This is a genomic window from Aquirufa sp. A-Brett2-15D, from assembly GCF_054558735.1.
This window is the reverse complement of the sequence record NZ_JBSKFT010000001.1, coordinates 212194-236286: the sequence shown is the minus strand read 5'-3', so window position 1 is coordinate 236286 and position 24093 is coordinate 212194. Positions and strand designations below refer to the sequence as shown.

The following is a 24093-nucleotide window of genomic DNA, read 5'->3' as shown; positions in this document are numbered from 1 at the left end:
TTGATTTTTTGCAAACGATTTTAGATTATTCGCTTAAACTATACCGTATTTGGAAACCTCCTGCCACTGTAGAACGATAGAATGAATTAGAAACGAGCGGATTATTCATCATCTTATCGAAATAAGCTGTTACGGTTAATTTATTATTCACATTATAACTTAATTGAGGGCGGAATTGGAAATTGACAAATCCTTGGGTAACAATCGTCTCCGCATCTAATTTACGCTGCAGCGTCCGCGTATCCCGAATCGTTAAATTCATATTAAAGCGCAAATCATTAGGCAAGCGTACAGCTCTACCATTGATTTTAAACGGAATAAGCATATTCGCTTTGGTAAATCCAATGGCTACCGTTAAATCCTTATTAGCTAATTCAGCTACTTGGGAGTTCGCTAGATTTAAACCTACATTCCGATCTTGATTATATTCTAAACGCAAAGAGATCTTACTTTTAGTCACGGCATTTACACCAATTAAGGGAGAAAATCTCTCCACAAAAGAGATCGTACTCATTACATAAACAGGTATCAAGGTATTAGTCACCGGATCAAAACGCGATGAAAGCGGATACAATAAACTATTCAAAGATAGGTTCATGTAATCCGTTGCGAATTGACCATATTCTAAAGATGAAACAAAATTCCCTACATTATAAGTACTTGAATACATATGAGAAATGGTAAAGGAGGCAAACTTATTCTTTATGCCTGGAAATAAATTCATACCATTATAGTCCACTTTCCAATTAGGTAAAGGAATATCATAAAAAGGTGAATACTTGACACTAGTAGCCGAAACGCCCGAATAAGCAGCAAAGAAAGCCGGAATCAAAACATCCTGGGAATTCTGATTATAGGTTCCAACCTCTGTCGGTTTAGCCCTATTTAAACGAGATAAGAGTACCGAACGATTTGATCTAAATTCTTCAAAAACTGCTTCCGGACTCGAAAAGGCTGTCATGAAGGACAAAAAGGACATCGAATAATTACCAGAACGAATCGGACTTTGAGATGTAAATGGACCATTTGGCTGCTCGGGTCGGAAGAATTCCTGGTAATTATCCCCGCGGTTATAATTACCATCCACCTGTATCCGTAAATCTTTTGTAGGTTCTAACTGGGTAGAATAACTTAATTTCTGTGTTCGCAACTGTGTGAATGGCGTGTTTTGAACTGTACTTTTAGTAAGCCAACCATTTTCCGCCGATCTAAATCGAATGCCGCCGTCCTGTCCCCCACTGACAAAGTCAAAACCAGGTGCTGAATTAATCGCATTCATTCCTAATATTCCAGGATTAGGCATAAAACCAGGTAATGTCGTCGATTCATTAATTGAATAGTTAACCTGAATACCTCGTAAAGTAAGAAGTAAACGAGTGACTGATTTCAATGCATTATTTGCCGGAATGACAATATCTTCATCATCTCCAGGGTTTCTAGCCACGTTTTTTCCAAAAGATCGAGGACTATTCGCCCAGCGCAATGCCTTCACCCGATTGTACAAAGCCACAAAGTCAATTTTTCCGTTGATTGCTTGCTCCCGCGTATTTTTAATAATATTTCCAAAAGGTAAACCAAGAGAATCTCGAATATCGAAGGAATTAGCAAAATAGTTATAGCCTACGCGATGCGTATAATCTGCATTCATCCAATCTGTTAATACCGATTTTTGTAGAGGCAATCGCCAAACCATCCCCGCCTGTTGATCGAAACTTCTAGCTCTACCTAAAGCTCGCAAACTAATCATAACAGAGTCCCGCTTTTCTTGCGTATCTAAATCACCAATAGGTTCATCAATGATGGAATTCACTTGCGCATTATAATTTAACACTACACTCTTTGTTAAATTCCAATTCAAGGCATATTGGCGATTAAAGAACCAATATTTCTCAAATTGTGGAGCCACCCCTAAGGTAGTAAACTCGGAATTTCGCATTTGCGTTTTGATAAAACTACGATCCATATCTAATCGAACTAGCAGGGAAGATGGCACTAGATTTAGATTAAAATCCTTTATCAATTCAAACGAGGCTTTCTTGAAAGGTTCGAGATAACGCGAGGAACTCGTAAAAGCATACAAAACACTTCCTTTATGACTCAATTGATTGTATTCGGCGATAAGTGGACTAGTCCGAATCATTTCGGAGAAGGCATAAGAAAAGGTGAAATTCGAGAAATCCCATGGATACGAATTCTTCGATAGCGCATTGCGGGACTTCTTTACATTCGAAAAGTTAAACCCTTTTCGCTCCGTATTGTCTTCCACTAAAGTAAGATACGATTGCTTTTTTGTCTCTGAACTAAACTTTTGAATCGAATTTCTTAAGAAAATATCTGGATCAAACGGATCAAATTCAGGAGAAATATTTCGTCTGTCATATGTGATAAAGAAAGGTATTTTAAAACCCCAATTCTTAGGCAACAGCTTATCTAAATTTAAGTTGGCTGTAATACCATATTCCAAATTATTTTCGCGACTACGTTCCGAAATTTTGGCCTGAACCCCTCCAAAACCATAATTCTTAAAGCTTCCGTTCATCTGGATGGTTCCTAAATCAGCCAGCTTCAAACCTAATCTTCCAATAGCCGCTTCCCCAGAGGTCTGATCAAAACCAGACGCTCGTAATTCATTCACCCATATACAGAAAGATTTATTCGTCGTACTCGTATTTCTAACACCGATCATCGTTACCATGGTGGCGCTTTGATCAGGACGACCCATTACGGTAATTTTATACGTCTTCCCTGTTGAACTTGTCACTTGCATCGTAAAGCGTTCTTGCAAACTCTTACCTTGCTTGTCCCGCTCCGTCTTTACTTGTTTTACTAAATCAAACTCAATATCAAACTCATTTTCCATTGGCCAAACTTCCGTATCTAAGCTTTGGCCTTTCTGAGTCTGAGTTAATCCTGAATTCTCTATTTCATAGTAATTATCCGTCAAATCCGTTCCTATACGTAAGAAAGCACTCACCTGTCCATTAATTGCATCCTGACTTTGCATCGAAACAAACATCTTTAATCGCTTGTAATTAATGAAATCAAAAAGCGTGTTTTTAAAGACGGCCCTAGCATCCCCAGCTCGTAAATTATCCACACATAAGCTCATTGACTGTTCATTCAATCGAGCATTATTAATGGTGGTAATATCCTGATCTCGAACAAAACCTGGAGGAACCACATAAGGTATAGCAGTCTCTCCTTTATTTGCAGGACCATTTTCTTCAATATTTACACTAGAAACGCGGAACTTTGCATCATACGGTTCAGGCAAATCTTGTCCACTTCGTTTATCTAATTCCCCTATAAATTTTCGGTAACTATATCCTGATAATTGAAGTTGAGCAAAACGTAAAACCACTGGTTCTTGAAATTCTTTCAGCACCATTCGCATAAATCGAATCGACTTAAATGAATTAATTTCTCCAGCTGGAGTTTTATAAATCCGTTTGTCTTTGATGGGAATACGGAATAAATACCAATTCACTCCACCTTCCGTTATCTTATCTACCACAAATCCATTACCTATTTGAAGGCTGCTCGGTTTTAAATCTACCTCATATTCAAAATAAGCCTCATTATCGTTAACCGTATTATCATTATTCAAATCTTCGCGATCCGGTAACATACTATTCGCCTCTGTAAAATTAGTATTTGATGGATTCGCCGTAGTAGGGCTATTATTTTCCATTCCCAAGTAATTCTTATAGCGTTGAATAAGTGATTCCGTACTATTGAATTTTTGATTTAAATAATAATCAAAATCATCGCCCGCCGGATCAGTTAGGATTTTTGCCAAAGCAGACGCATCCGTTACCCTTCCCTTTATTTGGTCCAAATAGGCCTTAAAATAAGTCGTTTCAGTTAGTGCATTTGCATCATCTGATTTATTAGGTAAGCCATCTAAACCAATATCCTGCTTCTCTCTACCAGCTGAATTATCAAACGCATTAATCACAAATTGACGAGACGGCGCTAATCCCCAATCCGTTGTCTCTACATTTTTACCAGCTCCAGAGGTAATTTTATCCCCAGCAGGAATACCATTTTCAAAGTTAGAGTACCCATCTGGAATGAAGTCCTCTGAAACATCGCCCAGGTGGAAAATTAATTTACCTCCCGTCTCATTATTTTTATTGAATAGTCCATCCCGAATTTTCCCTGCTTCACCTCCGATAAATGGGTCCATTAACCAAAACTCGATTTGCTCCACGTTCGCATTATCAAAATCCGTATCAGAGCTTATAGCACGTGTAATAGCCCCAAAATTAGAGGCAGGTGTAGGTAATAAACCTGTAGTAGAAAGATTGGTATTAAAATTATATATTCCTCTTTCGGAGGGGAAATAGGCTACATCTAAGACACCAATAGGTAAATTAGTGATGTTATTTGCAAAATCTTTATTAGGAAACAGCCCTTTAGGCGTAACTACTCTTTCGTAAGCATAAGCATTTACTTTCGTGGGATCTAATCCCGGCACATCTAATGCAAATCCACCCTGACCATAAATACTCGCATCCACCGTATAGGCAGCTATTTTAGCACGATTAAATCCAGCTGCTAATTTACTCCCAGTTAATATATACGATTTAGGCGTAGCACCCGATTTCCACAAAGTAGACTGAGAGCTCAAATTGTAAATGACACGCGCAGCCTCAAAATCATCTATGAATGCATTACCTTGAACACGGTCATTTACATTCGGAATTAGTTTAGCAAATTCGCCCTGAAAATCAATGACCGAAGTTTCTTTAGTAGAAATCAAAGGTAGCCTATCTAAAAAACGCGTAATTCCCTGCGAATTTTGCAAAATACTGGCGTCAAAACCAATTAAGGTATTATTAACCGGCTCATTCCCCATCGCTACTCTTCGGAAGAAAGCAGGGGGACTTTCAGACATATTTTGAATGGTCGCACCTAAATGAACATTCTTACCCAAATTATAATCTAAACGTGTCCCTAATAAGGTTCGAATTTGATTAGAGAATAAATCAGGCTTTTCATAACAAACCTTAATTTCTCTACCAGAACTAAAGACTCCTTCATTAATGATTTTTACTCTGCCCGATTGTGGTTCCACAATATAATCCGTTCCAGCCGCTAAAGATTGCCCACCAGCCGTTACAGTAACCGATTTTGCTTCCACCCCAAAAGGCAAAGAGATATCTCCACCAGAGCCCGACTGAAAAGATCCTTTGATAAAAAACTTATTTTTAGTCGTTAATTGAGCGGCATCCATTTGTGTTCCAGTGTACAGCCTATCAAATACATACTTATCCACTAAATTCGTCTCCGATGAAGTGAACTTTGCTCTTAGATTATTCCCAAAAGGCTCTAAAACAGGGAAAATAATTTTTCCATTTTTGGAATCAATCGTCACATCTTCAATGTAGTCAAAGTTCCCATCAGGCTGCGGATCACCAGCAAAATTCAATTTATCTAAACCTAAAACCTTGACTAAAGGGATATCTTTAAAGTTCGTTCCTTCAATCAAATTACTGTTATCAATCCCAGTCGCATCATCTTTATAGACAATTCGCAATTGAAAATTTTGCTTCGTTAATGCAGACGTATTTAATGAATAAATATTCTTCATCATTAAATCCCACATAGGGTGAGGTTTGCCTGTTGTTAAAGAATTCAGATTATTTCGAATCGTACTCGACTTTAACATTTTAAGAATCAAAACCTCATCATCTTGACGTGCCTGGTAATCTTCGGTCAACTCCCCTACTTTATATTTACGTCCATTAAGCGTGTATTCATAGGAAACAGCTAAAACCTCATCATTACGAAGTGGCGCTACTAAAGAAATATAACCTAATTGTGAATTAAACTTAAATTCTCTATCTGTTAAGCGCTTTGCCCCTTTTAAGACATCAAAATCCGTTCCTCGTTTCAGATTATAGGTCGTCTCTAATCGATCTGTGGCCTCATTAGATTTCCGCAAATTAGGGTCAGCCACTAGTTTTGCATACATCCCATTCGCTTTATTATCTACTGGACTTGATGGAATAATGGGCTGAACTAGTGGATTAGAATTATTATAGGGACTAGCTTCTCCCAAATCATATAAGGAGACTAAATTTCGAAGCGTTTCTGTACTTTGCGTACGGTTCGTTACATAAACTTCAACCCTAGTTACCGTGATGCCACTTGAAATAACGGGAAGATTTTTAAGCGCTCTTTCATAATTCGTACGGAAGTACGATGATAAGAAGAAGTGCTTATTTTCATCGTATTGATCCACTCGAACTTCAAAATTTTTACCCTGCGTTCCTCCTTTTAGTGTTATGCAATCCTGTTTAGAACGTTGTTGAGCGGCTACGACGGTCATGTCTAAAGCTCCAAAACGCAATAAAGTCTTCACCCCAAACAAATTTTGAACACCTGGAATTAATTGAGAATTCAAAGTCCAGGAGGTATTTCCTACTTCAATATTTTGGAGAATATCCTCTTCCTGAGTCTTCCAATTTAGTTTTAATTGATTCTGAAAATTAAAACTAGCCTTCGTGTCGAAATTGACATTTAAATTCAGCTTATCACCGATTTTACCCTGAAAGTTAATCTGAGCCTGCTCATTAAAGAAAAGATTTCCCACGTACCTTAATTGAACGGGAATAGCAGGATTGTCTACAAATTGCCCCATATAACCGACATCTAAAAGAAGTGAGCCGTTGGGTTTAAACGAAACCTCAGTTCCTCCAAATATCCGATCAATAGCCGGAGGTAATTCAATTTTAGGAAATAAGCCTCGAGACTTTAAATTACTACTGCCATCTAAACTTTTTGAATACGATTGCCAAAAGCTCCGATTGACATCCCGGTTTTGTATTTGATTAAATGACTTAAAATCCGACACTTCTGCAGCTCCAGTGGCATCTTTTTGGATAACCATCTTTGAATCTGATTCAAAGGAATAAGTGGGACTCGATTTTTTTGAATAAATGGAAAAAGGAGATTTCCCGAGATTTCGATTTGATTTTTTTAAAGATAACCTCGGTTTTTTACCTGATTTTGAGACTGAATCGACTTGAGCTACACTTGAAAAAGACAACATCATTCCTATCCCTACATAAAAGGGCAAAAAAAAGGACCACAATTGTCTTTTACCTATACTCAACTATCTCAAGGCTAATTTGATTAAATTTTCAACAGTCGCATCCGGATTAGATTTGAGTATGGTTTCCAAACTCTTTTCGGCAGCCATACGCGGAATACCCAAGGTAACTAAGGCAGCTAGGGCCTCTTGCTTATGACCAAAATTCGAATCATGAGACGCTATTCCTGCCTCTACAAATAAGGCGTCTTTCTTACACTTATCTTTCAATTCTAAGATAACCCGTTGTGCAGATTTTGATCCTATTCCTTTAATGGATTGTATCAAAGCTATATTTTCATTCATAATAGCAGAACGAATCTCATTCGAAGAAAAGGACGACAACATCACTAATGCCGTACTTAATCCAATACCTGAAACAGAAATCAAATCAAGAAATAACAGTTTTTCATCCATCGAATGGAATCCAACAAGCGTATGTGAATCCTCTTTCACTTGCAAATGAGTGAACAGCTTACAACTTTCTTCCCCATCAGCTAAAGCGGCATAAGTTTGAAGAGAGATTTTCACCTCATAACCCACCCCATTCACATCGATAATTACATGTGCTCGATCTTTGTGAGCTAATTTACCTTTCAAATAAGCTATCATAATTACCTGCGTTTACGGCGTTTTTTAGATGTACTTTTTTTCTTTGTTTGCTTTTTTCTACTTGAATATTTATTGCGCTTGGATGATTTCTTCTTTATATAAGGTTTATTAGATACTATTTTATAATAATAAAGAAGTTGTCCAGTTTTTAACTTACTTCCTTTAATCCGATTTGTTCTTTTTAAAACGGCTAAAGACACTCTCAATTTCTTAGCTACAAGAGACAAATTTTCTCCTTTCTTTACCCGATAAGAGAAACGCTTTGAAGATGAAACAGATTTTCCCTCTATTAACTCCTGATTATCAAGTGAATCTGCTAAATCATCATCATCCTGTTTTACTGATTTACTATCAAATCGGGAAGAATCCATAATTCTTTCCCTATTCTGAGTAAAATAGTTAAACTTACTTTTGGGAATATGAAGACTAACATTTTGAGTATTTTTCGGCAAAAAATGAGATAAAATATGAGGATTTAGCTTTTTAAGGGTATCTAATGAAAAACCTGTTAATTTGGTAAGAATGGATAGATTCAAATAACCGCTTACCATAATTGAATCTTTAGGTATTTCTATCATCCAATTTTCTGGTTGAATAGAATGATCCCAATGAAAATTCATCATATAGTTCATAGCAATAAACTGAGGAACATAAGCTCTTGTTTCCTTAGGAAGGCAAGCATAAATTCCCCAAAAATCACTAGCGCCACATTTTCTAATAGCTCTTTTTACATTGCCGGGCCCAGTATTATATGCGGCTAATGCTAAATGCCAATCTCCAAAAATGGTATATAGCTGTTTTAAATATTTACACGCTGCTTCTGTTGCACGTTCAGCATCAAAGCGTTCATCAACATATTGATCTACTCTTAACCCAAATCCACCACGAGCTGTAGAAGGCATAAATTGCCATAAACCCCCTGCACCTTTGTTTGAAATAGCTTTATTCTCTAGCCCCGACTCAATTAGTGATAAATATTTTAATTCATCCGGAAGATCATATTTCTTTAAATATTTTTCATAAATAGGAAAATATACATCCTTTCTTTCCAACATTTTTTTTGTAAAACTTGCCTTTCGAAAAGCAAAAATTTCTACAAATTGATGAGTAACAAAATTATAATTTAGAGGAATCTCGTTTTCTAATTTAGTCAAACGATCTTTAATTAAACTTGGATCAATTTTTAAACTAGTGGGACTGCCTTGATCTACTTTAGCTAATGAATCTATTTGCTTAAAATCATAAGCAGGCTGATATGCTCCAGTTATCTGACCTTTAGCAATCAGAGAAAATAAAAAGCAAAAAAGAAGAATGATTTTATGTCTCATATGCGTAAATTTTTTCACCTAAATCTAACATCTTATCCTCTTGAAAAGGATACGTCATTAATTGAAAACCCATCGGTAATCCGGTGGAATCAACTCCCATCGGAATAGATAGCCCTGGAATACCGGCCACATTAGCCTGAACAGTAAAAAGATCACCTAAATACATTTGAATTGGATCTAAAGTCTTTTCTCCTAAACGATAGGCAGTGGAGGACGTCGTAGGAGATATAATAAAATCATAATCTGATAAAATCGCTAACGTTTTATCTTGAATTAATCGCCGCACTTTTTGGGCTTTAGTATAATATGCATCGTAATAATCTGCACTTAATACGAAAGTCCCTAACATAATACGTCTCTTCACTTCTTCGCCAAAACCCTCTTGTCGGGTTCTTTTGTAGAGTTGCATCAAATCAACAGGATTAGCTGTACGATGACCAAATTTTACGCCATCAAACCGGGCTAAGTTTGAACTCGATTCAGCCGTTGTTAATACATAATAAGTGGGCAATAATTGATCTATATAAGGAAAATCAACCCCTTCCACTGAATAACCAATATTGATTAAATGAGCTACCTTCTTTTCAAAAGCAGCCTTTATCGCTGGCTGCAAACTAGCATGTTCCACCACTTCCTTGATATAGGCTATTCGCTTTTTATCAGAATTAGGAGTAGGAATTTGGGCTACCAACGTACTATCCTGCCCATCATCCCCTTTGATTATATCCAATACTAATCGAGCATCCGACACATGGTTTGCAATAGGCCCAATCGTATCAAAAGAAGACGCATAGGCGATTAAACCCCAACGAGAGACCAATCCATAGGTTGGTTTTAAACCTATAACACCACAAAAAGCAGCTGGCATACGAATCGATCCACCTGTATCCGTTCCTAATGAAACTTGACACATGCCAGCCTGAACAGCCACGGCAGATCCGCCTGAACTTCCTCCAGCTACATAAGCTTGATTAGCAAAGTTCAATACAGGACCAAAAGCAGAATTCTCATTCGTACTCCCCATTCCAAACTCATCACAGTTTTGGCGACCTATGATAATGGCATCTTCATCCAATAAACGCTGAACCGCCGTAGCTGAGAATGTTGATTTGAAAGAATTCAAAATTTTACTACCAGCCTGAGAACCGTGACCTTGATAGCATAATAAATCCTTTATCCCCACCACCAAACCTGCTAAGCGTCCTGCCGTACCCGCTTTTAATTTAGCATCTACTACCAGAGCCATCGCCTTTGCCTCACCTTCATATACTTCTAAAAAAGCATTCAATGCTTTATTATGGATATGAATTTGATCTAAATGGCTTTGAACAATAGTGGAAACCGAAAGCTCACCCGCTAACAATTTCTCCCTGATCTTCACATAGGGTTGACTCGTATAACTCATTAAAAAGGGGAATCTTTATAAACACAAAAGCATAGTTGAATTTCTTCAACTATGCAGATATATAGTAGTAGAGTGACTTATTCTTTCGTATCGTCTAACTCTTTGTTGATCTGATCTTTTACATCATTTTTCGCATTTTGAAACTCGCGAATACCTTTACCCAGGCCTTTCATTAATTCTGGAAGTTTCTTTCCTCCAAAAAACAATAATATTAATAAACCAATAAGTAGCATTTCGCCACCGCCAAGGCTGTTTAAAAACAATAATATGCTTGCAGTCATCATAACGTGTTTTGTCTAAATTTTCGTAAATATATTTAAAAAAGGTTAATTATTCGTGTATTTAAAGATGTTTTTCAAACTCATCCAGCTCCTCTTTGATCGCTTTTCCTACCCAAACTACAATCGCTAAATCATCCGCAAAACCTACAAGAGGTAAAAAGTCTGGAATAAAGTCAAAGGGCATCACAAAATAAAGTAAAGCGGCAGTAATTTTAACTAACGTAATCAAAGGCAATTTCGTATAATTACCTTGTACATAAGCCTTAACCAATGCACTAAAAAGAATTATATACCGGTTCAATAACCTAACTACCGTTAAATTAGTACTAGCAGCCGTTTCTTGCACCTTTTTTAAGGCCCCTTTTAATAGTGTTAATAACCCTAATTTATTTTCAGAAAAAAGTAACTCACTCCTTTCCATGGCTTCTTTAAAAAATCGGGAATCGACAATTTGCTTAACCCAGCTTCCTGAAGGTGACATAATTATTTATATTAATGCTTAAATATAATGAAATGATTTAAGGATTTGTCGTATTTTTGTATCGTTTTTTGAATCAGTTGAACCAAAAATTTTTATAATGAAAATCACAGTAGTAGGAGCAGGTGCAGTAGGAGCAACTTGTGCTGACAACATTGCTAGAAAAGAATTAGCAGATGAATTAGTTTTATTAGATATCAAAGAAGGTATCGCAGAAGGTAAAACATTAGATATGTATCAAACAGCCAGTCTATTAGGCTTTGACACAACCTTAATCGGGTCGACTAATGATTATACTAAGACTGCTAACTCGGATGTTGTTGTGATTACTTCTGGACTTCCACGTAAGCCTGGTATGACTCGTGAGGAGTTAATCGGCGTAAATGCGGGTATTGTAAAAAGTGTAGTTGAAAATATTTTAAAACATTCGAAGAATCCGATTATCGTGATCATCTCTAACCCGATGGATACAATGACTTATTTAACAAATTCGATTGCAGGATTAGATAAGCACCGCATCATTGGTATGGGTGGTACTTTGGATTCAGCTCGTTTCAAATGTTATTTAGCAAAAGCAATGGATGTGTCTATTAACGATATCTCGGGTACCGTCATTGGTGGGCACGGAGATACGACAATGATTCCTTTAAAGCGTTTAGCTACTTATAATGGAGTTCCTGTCGCTCAATTCTTAGATGATTCCACTTTGGATAAGGTAGTAGCTGACACTATGGTAGGTGGAGCAACTTTAACCGGCTTATTAGGAACCTCTGCGTGGTATGCACCGGGTGCTGCAGGAGCGGCTTTAGTAGAAGCAATCGTTCGTGATGAAAAGAAAATTATGGCATGTTGTGTTCCTTTAGAAGGAGAATATGGCCAAAAAGATATCTGCCTAGGAGTTCCTGTTGTTTTAGGCAAGAATGGTTGGGAGAAAATCGTAGACTATAAATTAACTGCAGACGAACAAGCTGCTTTCAATAAATCAGCTGACGCTGTTCGTAATATGAACGCTGTTTTAGAGACATTATCTCTGTAAGTTGAACTAAATTTCAAAAGGCCTCTCCTATTCGTTTAGGAGAGGCCTTTTTTTATGCGAATATATAACAGTAGTCAGTAGCCTGTGGACAGTGGCCTGTGATAATTTATTTAGATCGAATGGCGATCACAGGATCCATTTTAGCGGCAACCCAAGCAGGTATAATTCCCGAAAGAATACCAATAAAGCTAGAGATAAATAATCCAGTAAAAATGTTTTTCATAGAAAGCACAAGTGGTAGGGCATCTTGCGGTATGAGCGTGAGTAAGACGACTAATCCTATACCCACTACACCACCAATTAAGCTTAAGAACACTGCCTCAAAAAGAAATTGGAAAAGAATGAAATAATTTTTCGCTCCAAGCGATTTTTGAATACCAATAATATTAGTCCGTTCTTTAACAGACACGAACATAATATTTGCGATACCAAACCCTCCTACCAATAAGGAGAAACCAGCAATCAAGGCTCCAGCCACATTTAAAGCAGCAAAAATTCCATCAAAAAATTGATTCAGACCATCTAGGCGATTAACCGAAAAATTAGCTTCTTGTTTTGGTTTAATGGAACGTAATGAACGCATTAGGCCAGTAACCTCTCCTTCTAAATTCTCTTGACCTAGATCATCATCCATAGCCTTAATAGCAATGTCGGGTGCCGGTTTATCTTTTTGAAATACAGCTGAGAAAGTAGAATAAGGAATAAAAACTTTTTCATCTGGTGTACCACCAAAACCAAGCATATCATTTCCCTTCTTCTCAATTATACCAATAACCAAAAATTTGATACCATTTAATTTAATTTGATCCCCTACGATGGCTTGCAGGTTTTCAGAAACTTTGGAACCAATAATAACCACATTTAGGGCATTTTCAGACTCAATAGGCAGAAAATACCGACCAAATTGTACTGGAACACTCGTAATTTGATTGTAATCATAACTAGCACCCGTCATATTAACATCCATACTAGAACTTCCTTGAGAAGCAGAGGCAGAACGACCATTATCAATAATAGCGATGGCTTTAGCCGATTTTAGATTGTCTTTCAAAAACTGGAACTCCGTATATTTCATCTCTGGGCGATTCAAGTATTTCCACCAAGGATAATTATTTTGCATAATCCAGGGCCATTTCCCCACATACAAAACACCAGAACCGGCAAAGGAATCAATCTCTGAACGAATATTCTTATTCAAGGAGTCCACCGCAGTGAAAACTGCTACAATGGCGAAAATCCCCACACTTACGCCCAATAATGACAAAGTCGTTCTTAAAATATTAGACCGCAATGCCTGGTAGGCAAAAATTAAACTCTCGTAAACTTGAATTAAAAACTTCATAGGATTTTGCTCGAGATCAAATTTAAAAAATTAATCACTAGAAATACGTTACCTTTTTATGAACAGAGCGTATAAACTTTGAATGGCAATATGAAGGTAAGATTGGATTTCGTAAATTCACTTTTCCTTTAGGAATTATGAGCTGGAGCAATTACGAAGTACGTTTGTTAAAGGACCATTTTGAAGGTCAATTGTTTTTTGACGAGAGCCAACCCTCGCAGATTGCCAAGCGTATTTATGCTACAGATGCATCCGTTTACGAAGTAAAACCAGCTGCAGTGGCTATTCCGGCTTCTTCGAAAGATATCAAAAGACTCATACTCTTTGCAGCTCAAACCAAGACAAGTTTAATTCCCCGAGGCGCAGGAACTTCCTTAGCTGGGCAAGTGGTGGGGGATGGAATTGTAATGGAAATTTCGTCCGCTTTAGGAAAAGTTATTTCATTAAACAGAAAAGAAAAAAGTGTTTGGATAGAACCTGGAATAGTTCGGGATGATTTAAATAAACACCTCGCATCGGCTGATTTGTTTTTTGGCCCAGAAACCTCTACTGCAAATCGGGCACTTTTAGGTGGAATGCTCGGGAATAATAGTTGTGGATTACACAGTATTGTGTGGGGAAATGTGCGAGATCATATCTTAGAAACACGTGCATTTTTATCTGACGGCACTGAAATTCATACGCATCCCCTAACTGACGAAGAATTTTACCATAAAACGACGCTTCAAAATTTAGAAGGAAAGATCTACCGAGAAATTCACCGTATGTTGAATAATCCGGAAATCCAGAGGTTGATAAAGGATAAATTCCCTAAAAAATCGATTACAAGACGAAATACAGGATATGCCTTAGATGCGCTTGTAGAAATGCAGCCTTTTTCGGAAAATGGGGAACTATTTAATTTATCTAAATTAATCGCAGGTTCAGAAGGCACATTGGCTGTGGTACATTCCATGAAATTGAACTTGATCGATCTTCCTGAGCCAGAAGTAGCCCTAGTTTGCATCCATTGCACTAGCTTACAAGAATCCTTGCAGGTAAATATCGAGGCATTAAAACATCCCATTCTTGCATCGGAATTAGTGGATGACTATATTCTATCTTTCACAGAAGGTCATCCGAATTTCGAAAAAGACCGAGGATTCATAGAAGGAAAGCCGGCGGCCATCTTATTGGTTGAATTACGCGGTACTGATCACCAGGATCTTGAAAACAAGGTTTCCACGCTGATTCAATCATGTAAAAAACAAAAATTAGGCTACGCTTACCCTACCTTGTGGGGAAATGATATTAATAAAGGTTGGGACATTCGAAAAGCCGGATTAGGTCTAATTCGGAATCTTGAGGGAGACACCCAGCCGGTTAATTTAATTGAAGATTGCGCGGTAGACCCTTCGGACCTACCTGCTTATATCGCGGAAATACAACAATTATTAGAAAAACACCAGACTAAAGCAGCCTATTATGCACATGCTGGAGCTGGAGAATTACATATTGAGCCGTTTATTAATTTGAAAAGTGAAGAAGGAATCAAGCTTTTTAGAACCTTATTGACTGAAACGGTAGAAATACTAAAGAAATACAATGGCTCTTTGAGTGGGGAACACGGGGATGGTCGTTTACGTGGAGAATTTATTCCTGAACTTATGGGACCTGATGTTTATGAACTTTTTAAAGAGATAAAGCAGGTCTTTGACCCTCATAATCTTTTCAATAAAGGAAAAATAACGGAAACTCCAGCGATGGATACCTCCTTGCGAATCAGAGATACAAATGTAATTGAACCATCCTATTTCTTCGATTATGGTGTTTGGAAAAACCCCTTAGGGTTAGCTGAAAAATGTTCCGGATCAGGGGATTGCAAAAAAACAGCCCTAAGCGGAGGGACGATGTGCCCTAGTTATATGGCCACTTTACAAGAAAAGGATTCTACTAGAGCGCGTGCCAATATGCTAAGGCAATTATTGAACTCTCCTAAAGAAGAGACATTTACAAATCCTGCCCTGCACGAAATCCTTGATTTATGCTTATCCTGTAAAGGTTGTCAAACAGAATGTCCATCGGGAGTGGATATGGGGAAATTAAAAGCAGAAACTTTACAACAATCGTATTTGCAAAATGGGGTTCCTATTCGCACTAAATTAATCGGCCACTTCCCTACGCTGCAACGATATGCAAGCTATGTGGCTCCTTTTTATAATTTTTTGGTGGAATTCCCCCTTACCTCTTCGTTGATTAAGTTTGCGATGGGCTTCTCTTTTGAAAGAAGCTTACCAGCCGTTCAATTCACTAGTTTAGAATCATGGTTTCATCGTTATTCGAAGAAGAATCCACAAAATGACTTTAAGAATGGCCTGGTTTACCTTTTTGCAGATGAATTTACAAATCACAACGAGGTACCATTAGGCCAAAAAACAATAAGGCTTTTAAATAAATTAGGCTATGGTGTCGAAATTCCTTTGGGAATCATATCAGGCCGAAGCTTTATTTCTAAAGGCATGCTGGTAGAGGCGAAAGCATTAGCTAACGCCAATGTTGAAAAATTAACCGATTTAATTTCGGCAGATCATCCACTTATCGGAATCGAACCCAGCGCACTCTTAACTTTTCGGGATGAAATACCTGCCTTAGTGGACCCAGAAAAACGGGCGGATGCAGAAAAATTAAAACCCCATTGCCTATTAATCGATGAATTTATAGCGCGCGAATTTAAATCAGGTAAAATTTCTTCCGATTCTTTCCATGGAAAACAGCAGAAAATTCTTTTACATGGCCATTGCCATCAAAAGTCCATTGCAGGGTTAACATCGACACGTATTGCCTTAACAATACCATCTCAATACGAAGTGGAATTATTACCAACAGGATGTTGTGGTATGGCGGGGTCTTTTGGCTATGAAAAGAAACATTATAAATTATCGCAACAAATAGCTAACCTCGTATTATTCCCTCGTTTACTTGACAAGCCAATTAAAAGCATCATCGCTAGTAACGGAACCTCTTGTCGACATCAAATCAAAGATGGTATCGAGCAAACAGGATTCCATACGGCAGAAATTCTCTATAACGCCCTAAAATGATACAATATAATATTTCACTATTCTTCGAACCTAGTATTACTGATTCCGCATTGCGAGCATTAAAAACAGTCTTAATGCCTGAAATAGAGAAGCAGGACTTCGTTGAACAAATCCATTTATTCGAAATCACTTCCCATCAAGAGCCCGACTCATCTGGTTTTTCTTTGCAATGTTGGTTGCCTACATTTGAAGAATCGCATCAAGAATATATCGAAGGAATTGTATCAGGATTTTTCCAAAAAGAATTTGCGAATCAGTTTGTGTATTTTTCGAGTCAGCTGAAAAGGGTGTAGACAGTGGGCAGTGGTCAGTGGGCAGTGGACAGTGGACAGTGAAAGTAGAGAATTCACCATTTACCATTCACCATTTACCATTCACCATTTACCATTCACTATTTACCATTTCGATATTCTCACGCCCAATCAATCGCTTCTTGACCACTAGCCACCAGATATTCATTGATTTTCGAAAAAGGTTTCGTGCCAAAAAATCCACCTCTATTAGCCGATAAAGGTGATGGATGAGCCGCTTGAATCACGAAATGTTTCTGAGAATCAATGTGTTTGGCTAATTTTTGGGCGTATGCACCCCATAAAACAAAAACGACTGCTTCTTTTTGTTGACTTAGTTGACTGATTACCTCTTCTGTAAACTTCTCCCAGCCTTTTTTTGCGTGAGAACCGGGTTCACCGGAGCGAACAGTTAAGACCGTGTTTAACAATAACACTCCTTGATTTGCCCAAGGGCTTAAGTCCCCACTTAAGCGAATCAATTTCAGGTCATTAAATATCTCTTTATAGATATTCCGAAGTGAAGGAGGCAAGGGGAAATTTTTAGGGACTGAAAATGATAAACCCTGAGCCTGCCCCACTCCGTGGTAGGGGTCTTGTCCAATAATCACTACTTTAGTTTTTTGAAAAGAACTATGTTGGAAGGCTGAGAAAATGAACTTAGCCGGAGGAAAGATCTCATGAGTGGCGATTTCGGTATCGAGAAACAGAATTAATTCTTGAAAATAAATAGCTGAAAGCGATGAATTCAACACCATTTTCCAATCATTATTCAAAGAATCAGCTAATTTTACGTTGATATTACTCATTTTACCATTTATAGGATGACAGAAGCATATTCAAACGGGTTTTTAGTTACAGTAGACACCACTCATCTACCAGAATTTGAATTGAATCCGCCTTATAAACACTTTTTCTCCTACCAAATTACAATCAAAAATTTGAGTAATCAACCAGGGCAATTAGTTAGTCGTTTTTGGGAGATCGTAGATGGCATTGGTTCTAAAGAAACTGTCAATGGCCTGGGTGTCGTGGGACAACAACCCATCATCGAAATAGGTAATTCATTTACCTACACATCAGGTTGCCCTTTAATCTCTTCGATTGGAAAAATGAGTGGACATTATGTATTCCTTAATCTAGAGAATCAGGCAACTTTTAAAGTGGAAATCCCTCCTTTTGAACTTATCCCCGCTTTTCACTTAAATTAATGAATCGGCTGCAATTTTTTTTTAAGGCACAAACGGCGCATGGTTTGCATTCTCCGTCTATCTATGCTTTATATGTCGAATTATTAAACCCCTATTTGAAAGGGGAGCTATCCTACCTAGAATTAAATGAGGCTTTATCATTTCGATATCCAGCCTATTCAATTTATGAAGTACAGGAAAATTTTAATCCTGCCAAAATCGATGAAAATACACTCCTTCTTCTAAGAAATCCTTACGAAAAGGAAGATTTTTGGAATGCCTTAAAAATACATCCAAAGGTGATTCAAACGGTGGATCTGTTTAAATTAGGCTTGGTATTTTTCAAACCCATTTGTCCTAAACAAAACTTTTACTTACGAAAGATGTAATAAAAAAGGGGCTCTAACTGAGCCCCTTTTACTTATTTTTCTGCTTTCGCAATTTCGACATTCACTCGCTTGCCCTTGATTTGAGCTCCACCCATTTTGTCTATTACAACGTTAGCGTATTCTTTCGGAACATCCACAAAAGTGTGTTTGTTTTCGATCTGAATTTGACCTAATACATTTCCTGGAATTCCAGATTCTCCAGCGAAGGCTCCTACGATATTCGAAGGAGAGATCTTCTCGTTAAATCCAATGTTAACCACTAAACGTACCATGTTTTCATCTGACTTGTAAGGCTTGCCTTCACGATCTACACGTGGACCACGAGGAGCAGCATTACGATCACCACCTCTTTCGAAGCGACCACCGCGATCACCACCACGATCACCGCCACGGTCACCAGCTCTTTCGAAGCGACCACCACCGCGACGATCTCCGCCACGGTCTCCTCCGCCCCAGCGATCACCGCCACCGCCTCTTTCGAAACGACCACCGCCACCGCCGCGTTCGTCACGACCATATTTGCGTGAGCTACGTTCCATATCGCCTTCGAGATTCTCATCACCGAATTCGTTCTTCACGACACCCATATTCATCTTCACTAACGCAGCCACCACTTGCTCCACAGTGAAGCCAGCATGTTGGAAATTAGGTAATGCATCATCGAATAACTCTAAACCACCTTCAGCGATTGTAGCACCTACTCGATCAATAAACATCCCCTTCTTTACTCCCACTACGTCAGAGAAAGTAGGTATAACACCTTTATCAATCTTCACTTTCGTATAGTTCATGATTTCGCGCAAGCGATTGCGCTCAGCACCTACCACTAGAGTGAAAGCCTTTCCTGATTTACCGGCACGACCTGTACGACCGATACGGTGTACATAATATTCTTCATCTAAAGGAATATCATAATTGATTACGGCATCTAAATTATCTACGTCTAAACCACGCGCAGCCACATCTGTAGCCACTAAATAACTCACATTTCCAGAACGGAAACGATTCATCACTTGGGTACGTTGAGATTGACGCAAATCACCGTGTAATCCTTCTGCTGCATAACCACGCAACACCAATTCTTCCACCACTTCATCCACTCGCTTCTTTTGGTTACAGAAAATCAACACTAATTTCAACGAATAGAAATCGATTAAACGTGTCGTCACTTCCATTTTCGCACGACCTTTCACATCATAGTATAATTGCTCGATGTTCACATTCGTGATTTCGTTCTTAACCACTTTAACTAACTGAGGATTGGTCAAATAACGATTAGTCAAAGCCATTATCGGCTTAGACATCGTTGCTGAGAACAAGACTGTCTGACGCTCATTTGGAATTTCTTCCAAAATACTTTCGATATCCTCACGGAAACCCATATCTAACATCTCATCTGCCTCATCTAAAACGACCATTGATGCTTGATTTAATTTCAATGCACGACGCTCGATTAAGTCGATTACACGACCTGGAGTACCTACTACGATGTTAGCCCCTGCTTTCAAGGACTTAATTTGACGATCGATAGAATCTCCACCGTAAACCGTCGTCACCCAAACACCCTTAGTAAACTTAGACAACTTCTTCATTTCCTCAGAAACTTGAACCGCTAATTCACGCGTAGGACATAAGATGATTGCTTGAACATACTTCTCAAAAGGAACTATATGCTCAATCATCGGAATACCGAAGGCTGCTGTTTTACCAGTACCTGTCTGCGCTTGTCCGATGACATCACGACCTTCCATCACGAAAGGAATTGCTTCTGATTGGATGGGAGAAGCAAACTCAAAGCCCATTTCTTTCACTGCTTCTTGGATTCCTTCCGACAATGGAAGGGAATCGAAGCGAATTTTTTCACTCATTTGATATATTTTAATTACGATGCCCGAACACATCCGTAATTTAACTCCTGCCGATAGCCTTTGAAAAAAGGAAAAAGAGAGTTCCTGCGGATGTATTTAATAAACAAAGCACAAAAGTACCGCTTATTAAATTAGAAACCTATGAAATTGTACTATTTTAATGAAGAACGCTTTTTAAAGCGGAAAATGATTTGATTATTCAAGGAATTAGGTAGAGTTGCAATGGTAATTCTTTTGGGATTTAGGCCCTCACCTACTAGTCGATTTTTGACTACATAAGCATGCTCTTTTGCCAGAACAACCCCTTTATCAGAAGCCACTTGAATCTGAACATCTACCTCTTTAAATTTATTCATCCCATCGACGATTCGCTTGAACAAATACGTCTTAGGAGAAGATAATAATTCAGTTTTTTCACTAAAATCTAGTTCGGTACATGTCAGATCTAGAGGTGTGGTAACCGTTGAATCTGATGCATAGGCATGAAAAGCAACCACAATTGACTCTTTAGGAACTTCAAATGGAGTACCACCTGGCCAAACCAAGGTAACAAGCGAATCACTCTTTGTCTTTGCAGAATCTAATACGGCTTTCGTTAAACTATCATTCAGTTTATTTAAGCTATCAATAGGGATGATTTGATCAGTTTCCTCTTTTTCTGCAACTACCTCCTCTTTACGTAAACCAAAAAACAAGGCAATACCGACCACTAAAATACCCAATATAACACCAGCTATTAACTTATAATTTCGTGCCGAATTATTATCAGAAGGCGAATAGGGCTCATCATTTACAGTAGAATCACCTTTAAAGACATCTTTTAAGACTAAGACATCGATTAAAACCACCTGAATCTTAGCCGGAGCTAAAGCATAAAAATCATTTTTAACAGGTTGATAATAATCACCAAAAGATTTGAAATCACGTAAAGCATCATAATCAAACTCTTTCAAACGATAACCGTATAACGCAAAACTCAAGGTTAGCCCCTTGATAATTGTTGAACTTTTAGCCCCTAACTGACTTCCTAATAAGGTAGCAATAGCACTTTTTTTATCTGGCAATAAAATGCCCATCATTCCTTCGCCGTAACGATACATCAGTTCATAATCCGGCATCCCATTTCCTGAACTCAATAATTTAGCTACATCCTCTTTAGGAGCAGATTTAGCCAACATAAAATTGTAAAGGGCGTTAAAACGAATTCTATTCCGAAATAATTTAAGTACGCTACCTAACACGACAGCCTCAAAGGCAGGAATCAATTCTGTCACCTTTTCCTGCTTCTCTGTACAGAGATCAGCTAAACGCTTAGCAAAAAACGCTTTTTCTTCGGGTGTAACTAGTGCAAAAACCTGGCTCATATGGATTATTTCTAGCTCAAAATTACCTTATTTTTTTTATTTGCTTACCTTTGTCAGATGAAAAAGGTGTTATTTATTGACAGAGATGGGACTTTAATTGAAGAACCCCAAATAGACCAGCAAGTAGATAGCTTTGAAAAGTTAGCTTTCCTGCCAGAGGTAATCTCTAATCTTAAGAAAATCACGACCATTAGTGAGTATCATTTAGTAATGGTAACTAATCAGGATGGCTTAGGGACCGATTCTTTCCCGGAAGAAACGTTTTGGCCGGTGCATCAAAAAATGCTCGACATCTTTGCCTCTGAAGGTATCATCTTCGAACAAATTCACATCGACCCCAGTTTTGCACATGAAAATAAACCGACCCGCAAACCAGGTATCGGTATGCTGGGAGAATATTTTACAAAGGAATATGATTTACCAAATTCGTATGTGATCGGTGATCGCTTAACAGATATTGAATTAGCTAAGAATTTAGGTGCTAAAGGCATTCTACTAGGTGATCTTGAAATACCCCAAGATTTGCAAGCGTTTACCGCTCTGCAGTGTTCCAATTGGAATGAGATACACGAATTCTTCTTGTTACCGGAAAGACGTGTTCTACACGAGCGTAACACCAACGAAACTAAGATATCGATCGAATTAAATTTAGATGGGAAAGGACTTGCTAAAAATGAAAGTGGTGTAGGCTTTTTCGATCACATGTTAGACCAAATAGCGAAGCACGGAAATCTAGATTTAGCTGTAAAAGTAGCAGGGGATCTTCACATCGATGAACACCATACCATCGAGGACACTGGAATTGCCCTAGGTGAGGCATTTGCCATAGCTTTAGGAAATAAAAAAGGAATCGAACGTTATGGCTTTTTATTGCCCATGGATGATTGTTTAGCCCAAGTGGCGATTGATTTTTCAGGTCGAAATTGGCTAGTTTGGGACGCAACTTTTAAGCGCGAAATGATAGGCGAAATGCCCACAGAGATGTTTTTTCACTTCTTTAAATCATTTTCAGACGGGGCTAAATGCAATTTAAATATTCAAGCGACTGGAGATAATGAACACCATAAAATCGAGGCAATTTTTAAAGCTTTTGCTAAAGCCATTAAAATAGCGGTGAATCGTGATCGAAAAAATTTAGATTCTTTGCCTAGCACCAAAGGACTTCTTTAAAATTTTTCGTAAATTTGCATCATTAAACAACAATACAATGGGATATTCAGGAGCAGCGTTTTTTATCATCTTACTTGCCATTTCAACAGCAGTAGGTGTTAAACTTCAACAGATCTATAAAGAGAGAGGAAAATAATCCCCTCTCTTTTAGTTTAATTTTCCTTCGTCTGCAAAACTATAAAATGTAGTTGCTCCCACGATGAGGTGATCCACCACATCGATATCAAATATCTTTCCAGCCGCTACTACCTGATTTGTTAATTCAATATCTGATCTACTAGGCCTCATCTGATTACTAGGGTGATTATGCGCTAAAATAATGGAGGATGTTAATCGCTCTAGCGCAGACTTATAGAGCAAACGAATATCGACCGTTGTACCAGAAACTCCTCCAATACTCAACTTTTCTGCTAAAACAACAGTAGAAGCTCTATTTAAGTGAAATACCCAAAACTCTTCTCGAATCAAATCCGATAGATAGGGCTTAATTAAGCTGTAAGCATCCATCGAATTCCGAATGACTAGTTTAGTGCTAGACTCAAAAATCTGTCTCCTGCGGCCTAGTTCTAGGGACGCAACAAGTAAGGCCGCCTTAGCCGGGCCAATGCCTTTTAATTTCTTGAAATCGAATGAATTATAACGTGCTAAAACAGACAGATCACCCTCCACTGAATTAATCAGTTCTTGAGCTAATTCAGAAGCCGAATGATCTGCAAATCCAGAACTAATAATAAGGGTCAAGATTTCGACCAATGATAATTCCCCTGCTCCTAATCGAGCTAATTTTTCTCGAGGCAAATCCTCTTTCTTGACAATTTTCATGCAAGAAAGGTAAGCCATATAAACGAATAAACCCCTCTTGTTGAGGGGTTTATCACTATCTTGATTATCTAAAACTAGGCAGCTACTTTGTTCACTAACTTAGCTAATTTAGATTTTTGATTTGCAGCTTTATTCTTATGGATGATGTTTTTCTTAGCTAATTTATCTAAAGACGAAGAAACTTGCTTGAAAAGCTCAACCACCACAGATTTATCAGTCGTCAATCTCAATTTCTTGATTAATGTACGAGTAGACTTGTGTTGGTAACGATTACGTAAACGCTTTGCTTCGTTAGAACGGATACGCTTTAGTGCTGATTTATGATTTGCCATCTGTTAA

Annotated in this window: 18 protein-coding genes; 6 read left to right on the top strand and 12 right to left on the bottom strand. The window is 38.1% G+C overall.

Annotation, left to right across the window (positions count from 1 at the left end):
- Positions 1 to 25: 25 nt before the first annotated feature.
- The 6 genes from sov to ACST14_RS01025 form a co-directional block, all read right to left on the bottom strand.
- Entirely contained in the window at positions 26 to 6898 is a 6873-nt protein-coding gene (gene sov / locus ACST14_RS01050; RefSeq protein WP_459459684.1) for a T9SS outer membrane translocon Sov/SprA, read from the bottom strand.
- 225 nt (positions 6899 to 7123) lie between these two features.
- The gene (gene ruvA, locus ACST14_RS01045) at positions 7124 to 7711 is read right to left on the bottom strand and encodes a Holliday junction branch migration protein RuvA (protein ID WP_459459682.1); all 588 of its coding nucleotides are present in this window, start codon (positions 7709 to 7711) and stop codon (positions 7124 to 7126) included.
- A gap of 2 nt (positions 7712 to 7713) precedes the next feature.
- Entirely contained in the window at positions 7714 to 9039 is a 1326-nt protein-coding gene (locus ACST14_RS01040; protein WP_459459680.1) for a lytic transglycosylase domain-containing protein, read from the bottom strand.
- The gene (gene gatA / locus ACST14_RS01035) at positions 9029 to 10444 is read right to left on the bottom strand and encodes an Asp-tRNA(Asn)/Glu-tRNA(Gln) amidotransferase subunit GatA (protein WP_459459678.1); all 1416 of its coding nucleotides are present in this window, start codon (positions 10442 to 10444) and stop codon (positions 9029 to 9031) included. The genes ACST14_RS01040 and gatA overlap by 11 nt, the downstream gene beginning before the upstream one ends.
- Positions 10445 to 10521: 77 nt before the next feature.
- Positions 10522 to 10728, bottom strand: a complete 207-nt coding sequence (locus ACST14_RS01030) for a Sec-independent protein translocase subunit TatA/TatB (protein ID WP_201737841.1) — start codon at positions 10726 to 10728, stop codon at positions 10522 to 10524.
- A gap of 58 nt (positions 10729 to 10786) precedes the next feature.
- Positions 10787 to 11206, bottom strand: a complete 420-nt coding sequence (locus tag ACST14_RS01025; RefSeq protein ID WP_459459675.1) for a YkvA family protein — start codon at positions 11204 to 11206, stop codon at positions 10787 to 10789.
- A gap of 97 nt (positions 11207 to 11303) precedes the next feature.
- On the opposite strand from ACST14_RS01025, the gene mdh reads away from it, so the two are divergent.
- Positions 11304 to 12239 (top strand): malate dehydrogenase, encoded by a 936-nt coding sequence (gene mdh, locus ACST14_RS01020; RefSeq protein WP_459459673.1) that lies wholly within the window; start codon positions 11304 to 11306, stop codon positions 12237 to 12239.
- Between the two features lie 106 nt (positions 12240 to 12345).
- Here mdh and ACST14_RS01015 read toward each other — a convergent pair whose 3' ends face one another.
- A complete protein-coding gene (locus ACST14_RS01015) occupies positions 12346 to 13581 on the bottom strand; it encodes an ABC transporter permease (protein WP_459459671.1) in 1236 nt (411 codons plus the stop codon).
- Positions 13582 to 13718: 137 nt separating this feature from the next.
- On the opposite strand from ACST14_RS01015, the gene ACST14_RS01010 reads away from it, so the two are divergent.
- Together ACST14_RS01010 and ACST14_RS01005 are read left to right on the top strand one after the other, a co-directional pair.
- Entirely contained in the window at positions 13719 to 16661 is a 2943-nt protein-coding gene (locus ACST14_RS01010; protein ID WP_459459669.1) for an FAD-binding and (Fe-S)-binding domain-containing protein, read from the top strand.
- On the top strand, positions 16658 to 16954 hold the full coding sequence (locus ACST14_RS01005) for a DUF4286 family protein (RefSeq protein WP_459459667.1): 297 nt from the start codon (positions 16658 to 16660) through the stop codon (positions 16952 to 16954). Before ACST14_RS01010 ends, ACST14_RS01005 begins: the two co-directional genes overlap by 4 nt.
- 119 nt (positions 16955 to 17073) lie before the next feature.
- On the opposite strand, the gene ACST14_RS01000 is transcribed toward ACST14_RS01005, so the two are convergent.
- Positions 17074 to 17760: a uracil-DNA glycosylase gene (locus ACST14_RS01000; RefSeq protein ID WP_459459665.1), complete on the bottom strand. Its 687-nt coding sequence runs from the start codon at positions 17758 to 17760 to the stop codon at positions 17074 to 17076.
- Between the two features lie 15 nt (positions 17761 to 17775).
- Between ACST14_RS01000 and apaG the strand changes: the two genes are divergently transcribed.
- Together apaG and ACST14_RS00990 are read left to right on the top strand one after the other, a co-directional pair.
- Positions 17776 to 18162, top strand: coding sequence for a Co2+/Mg2+ efflux protein ApaG (gene apaG, locus ACST14_RS00995; RefSeq protein ID WP_459459663.1), 387 nt, complete (start codon positions 17776 to 17778; stop codon positions 18160 to 18162).
- Positions 18162 to 18530 (top strand): hypothetical protein, encoded by a 369-nt coding sequence (locus tag ACST14_RS00990; protein WP_459459661.1) that lies wholly within the window; start codon positions 18162 to 18164, stop codon positions 18528 to 18530. The genes apaG and ACST14_RS00990 overlap by 1 nt, the downstream gene beginning before the upstream one ends.
- A 32-nt stretch (positions 18531 to 18562) precedes the next feature.
- Here the strand turns inward: ACST14_RS00990 and ACST14_RS00985 are convergent, their stop codons facing one another.
- The gene (locus ACST14_RS00985; protein WP_459459659.1) at positions 18563 to 20398 is read right to left on the bottom strand and encodes a DEAD/DEAH box helicase; all 1836 of its coding nucleotides are present in this window, start codon (positions 20396 to 20398) and stop codon (positions 18563 to 18565) included.
- Positions 20399 to 20550: 152 nt separating this feature from the next.
- Entirely contained in the window at positions 20551 to 21762 is a 1212-nt protein-coding gene (locus ACST14_RS00980) for a hypothetical protein (protein ID WP_459459658.1), read from the bottom strand.
- Positions 21763 to 21819: 57 nt separating this feature from the next.
- On the opposite strand from ACST14_RS00980, the gene hisB reads away from it, so the two are divergent.
- Positions 21820 to 22932, top strand: a complete 1113-nt coding sequence (hisB, locus tag ACST14_RS00975) for a bifunctional histidinol-phosphatase/imidazoleglycerol-phosphate dehydratase HisB (protein ID WP_459459656.1) — start codon at positions 21820 to 21822, stop codon at positions 22930 to 22932.
- 147 nt (positions 22933 to 23079) lie between these two features.
- Here hisB and radC read toward each other — a convergent pair whose 3' ends face one another.
- Together radC and rpsT are read right to left on the bottom strand one after the other, a co-directional pair.
- Positions 23080 to 23754: a RadC family protein gene (gene radC / locus ACST14_RS00970; RefSeq protein ID WP_459459654.1), complete on the bottom strand. Its 675-nt coding sequence runs from the start codon at positions 23752 to 23754 to the stop codon at positions 23080 to 23082.
- A 74-nt stretch (positions 23755 to 23828) separates the two neighbouring features.
- Positions 23829 to 24086 (bottom strand): 30S ribosomal protein S20, encoded by a 258-nt coding sequence (rpsT, locus tag ACST14_RS00965; protein WP_223130782.1) that lies wholly within the window; start codon positions 24084 to 24086, stop codon positions 23829 to 23831.
- Positions 24087 to 24093 lie beyond the last annotated feature (7 nt).

Coding starts and splice junctions, on each gene's coding strand:
- sov (WP_459459684.1), bottom strand. CDS start 6,898: ATGGTTATCCAAAAAGATGCCACTGGAGCTGCAGAAGTGTCGGATTTT.
- ruvA (WP_459459682.1), bottom strand. CDS start 7,711: ATGATAGCTTATTTGAAAGGTAAATTAGCTCACAAAGATCGAGCACAT.
- ACST14_RS01040 (WP_459459680.1), bottom strand. CDS start 9,039: ATGAGACATAAAATCATTCTTCTTTTTTGCTTTTTATTTTCTCTGATT.
- gatA (WP_459459678.1), bottom strand. CDS start 10,444: ATGAGTTATACGAGTCAACCCTATGTGAAGATCAGGGAGAAATTGTTA.
- ACST14_RS01030 (WP_201737841.1), bottom strand. CDS start 10,728: ATGATGACTGCAAGCATATTATTGTTTTTAAACAGCCTTGGCGGTGGC.
- ACST14_RS01025 (WP_459459675.1), bottom strand. CDS start 11,206: ATGTCACCTTCAGGAAGCTGGGTTAAGCAAATTGTCGATTCCCGATTT.
- mdh (WP_459459673.1), top strand. CDS start 11,304: ATGAAAATCACAGTAGTAGGAGCAGGTGCAGTAGGAGCAACTTGTGCT.
- ACST14_RS01015 (WP_459459671.1), bottom strand. CDS start 13,581: ATGAAGTTTTTAATTCAAGTTTACGAGAGTTTAATTTTTGCCTACCAG.
- ACST14_RS01010 (WP_459459669.1), top strand. CDS start 13,719: ATGAGCTGGAGCAATTACGAAGTACGTTTGTTAAAGGACCATTTTGAA.
- ACST14_RS01005 (WP_459459667.1), top strand. CDS start 16,658: ATGATACAATATAATATTTCACTATTCTTCGAACCTAGTATTACTGAT.
- ACST14_RS01000 (WP_459459665.1), bottom strand. CDS start 17,760: ATGAGTAATATCAACGTAAAATTAGCTGATTCTTTGAATAATGATTGG.
- apaG (WP_459459663.1), top strand. CDS start 17,776: ATGACAGAAGCATATTCAAACGGGTTTTTAGTTACAGTAGACACCACT.
- ACST14_RS00990 (WP_459459661.1), top strand. CDS start 18,162: ATGAATCGGCTGCAATTTTTTTTTAAGGCACAAACGGCGCATGGTTTG.
- ACST14_RS00985 (WP_459459659.1), bottom strand. CDS start 20,398: ATGAGTGAAAAAATTCGCTTCGATTCCCTTCCATTGTCGGAAGGAATC.
- ACST14_RS00980 (WP_459459658.1), bottom strand. CDS start 21,762: ATGAGCCAGGTTTTTGCACTAGTTACACCCGAAGAAAAAGCGTTTTTT.
- hisB (WP_459459656.1), top strand. CDS start 21,820: ATGAAAAAGGTGTTATTTATTGACAGAGATGGGACTTTAATTGAAGAA.
- radC (WP_459459654.1), bottom strand. CDS start 23,754: ATGAAAATTGTCAAGAAAGAGGATTTGCCTCGAGAAAAATTAGCTCGA.
- rpsT (WP_223130782.1), bottom strand. CDS start 24,086: ATGGCAAATCATAAATCAGCACTAAAGCGTATCCGTTCTAACGAAGCA.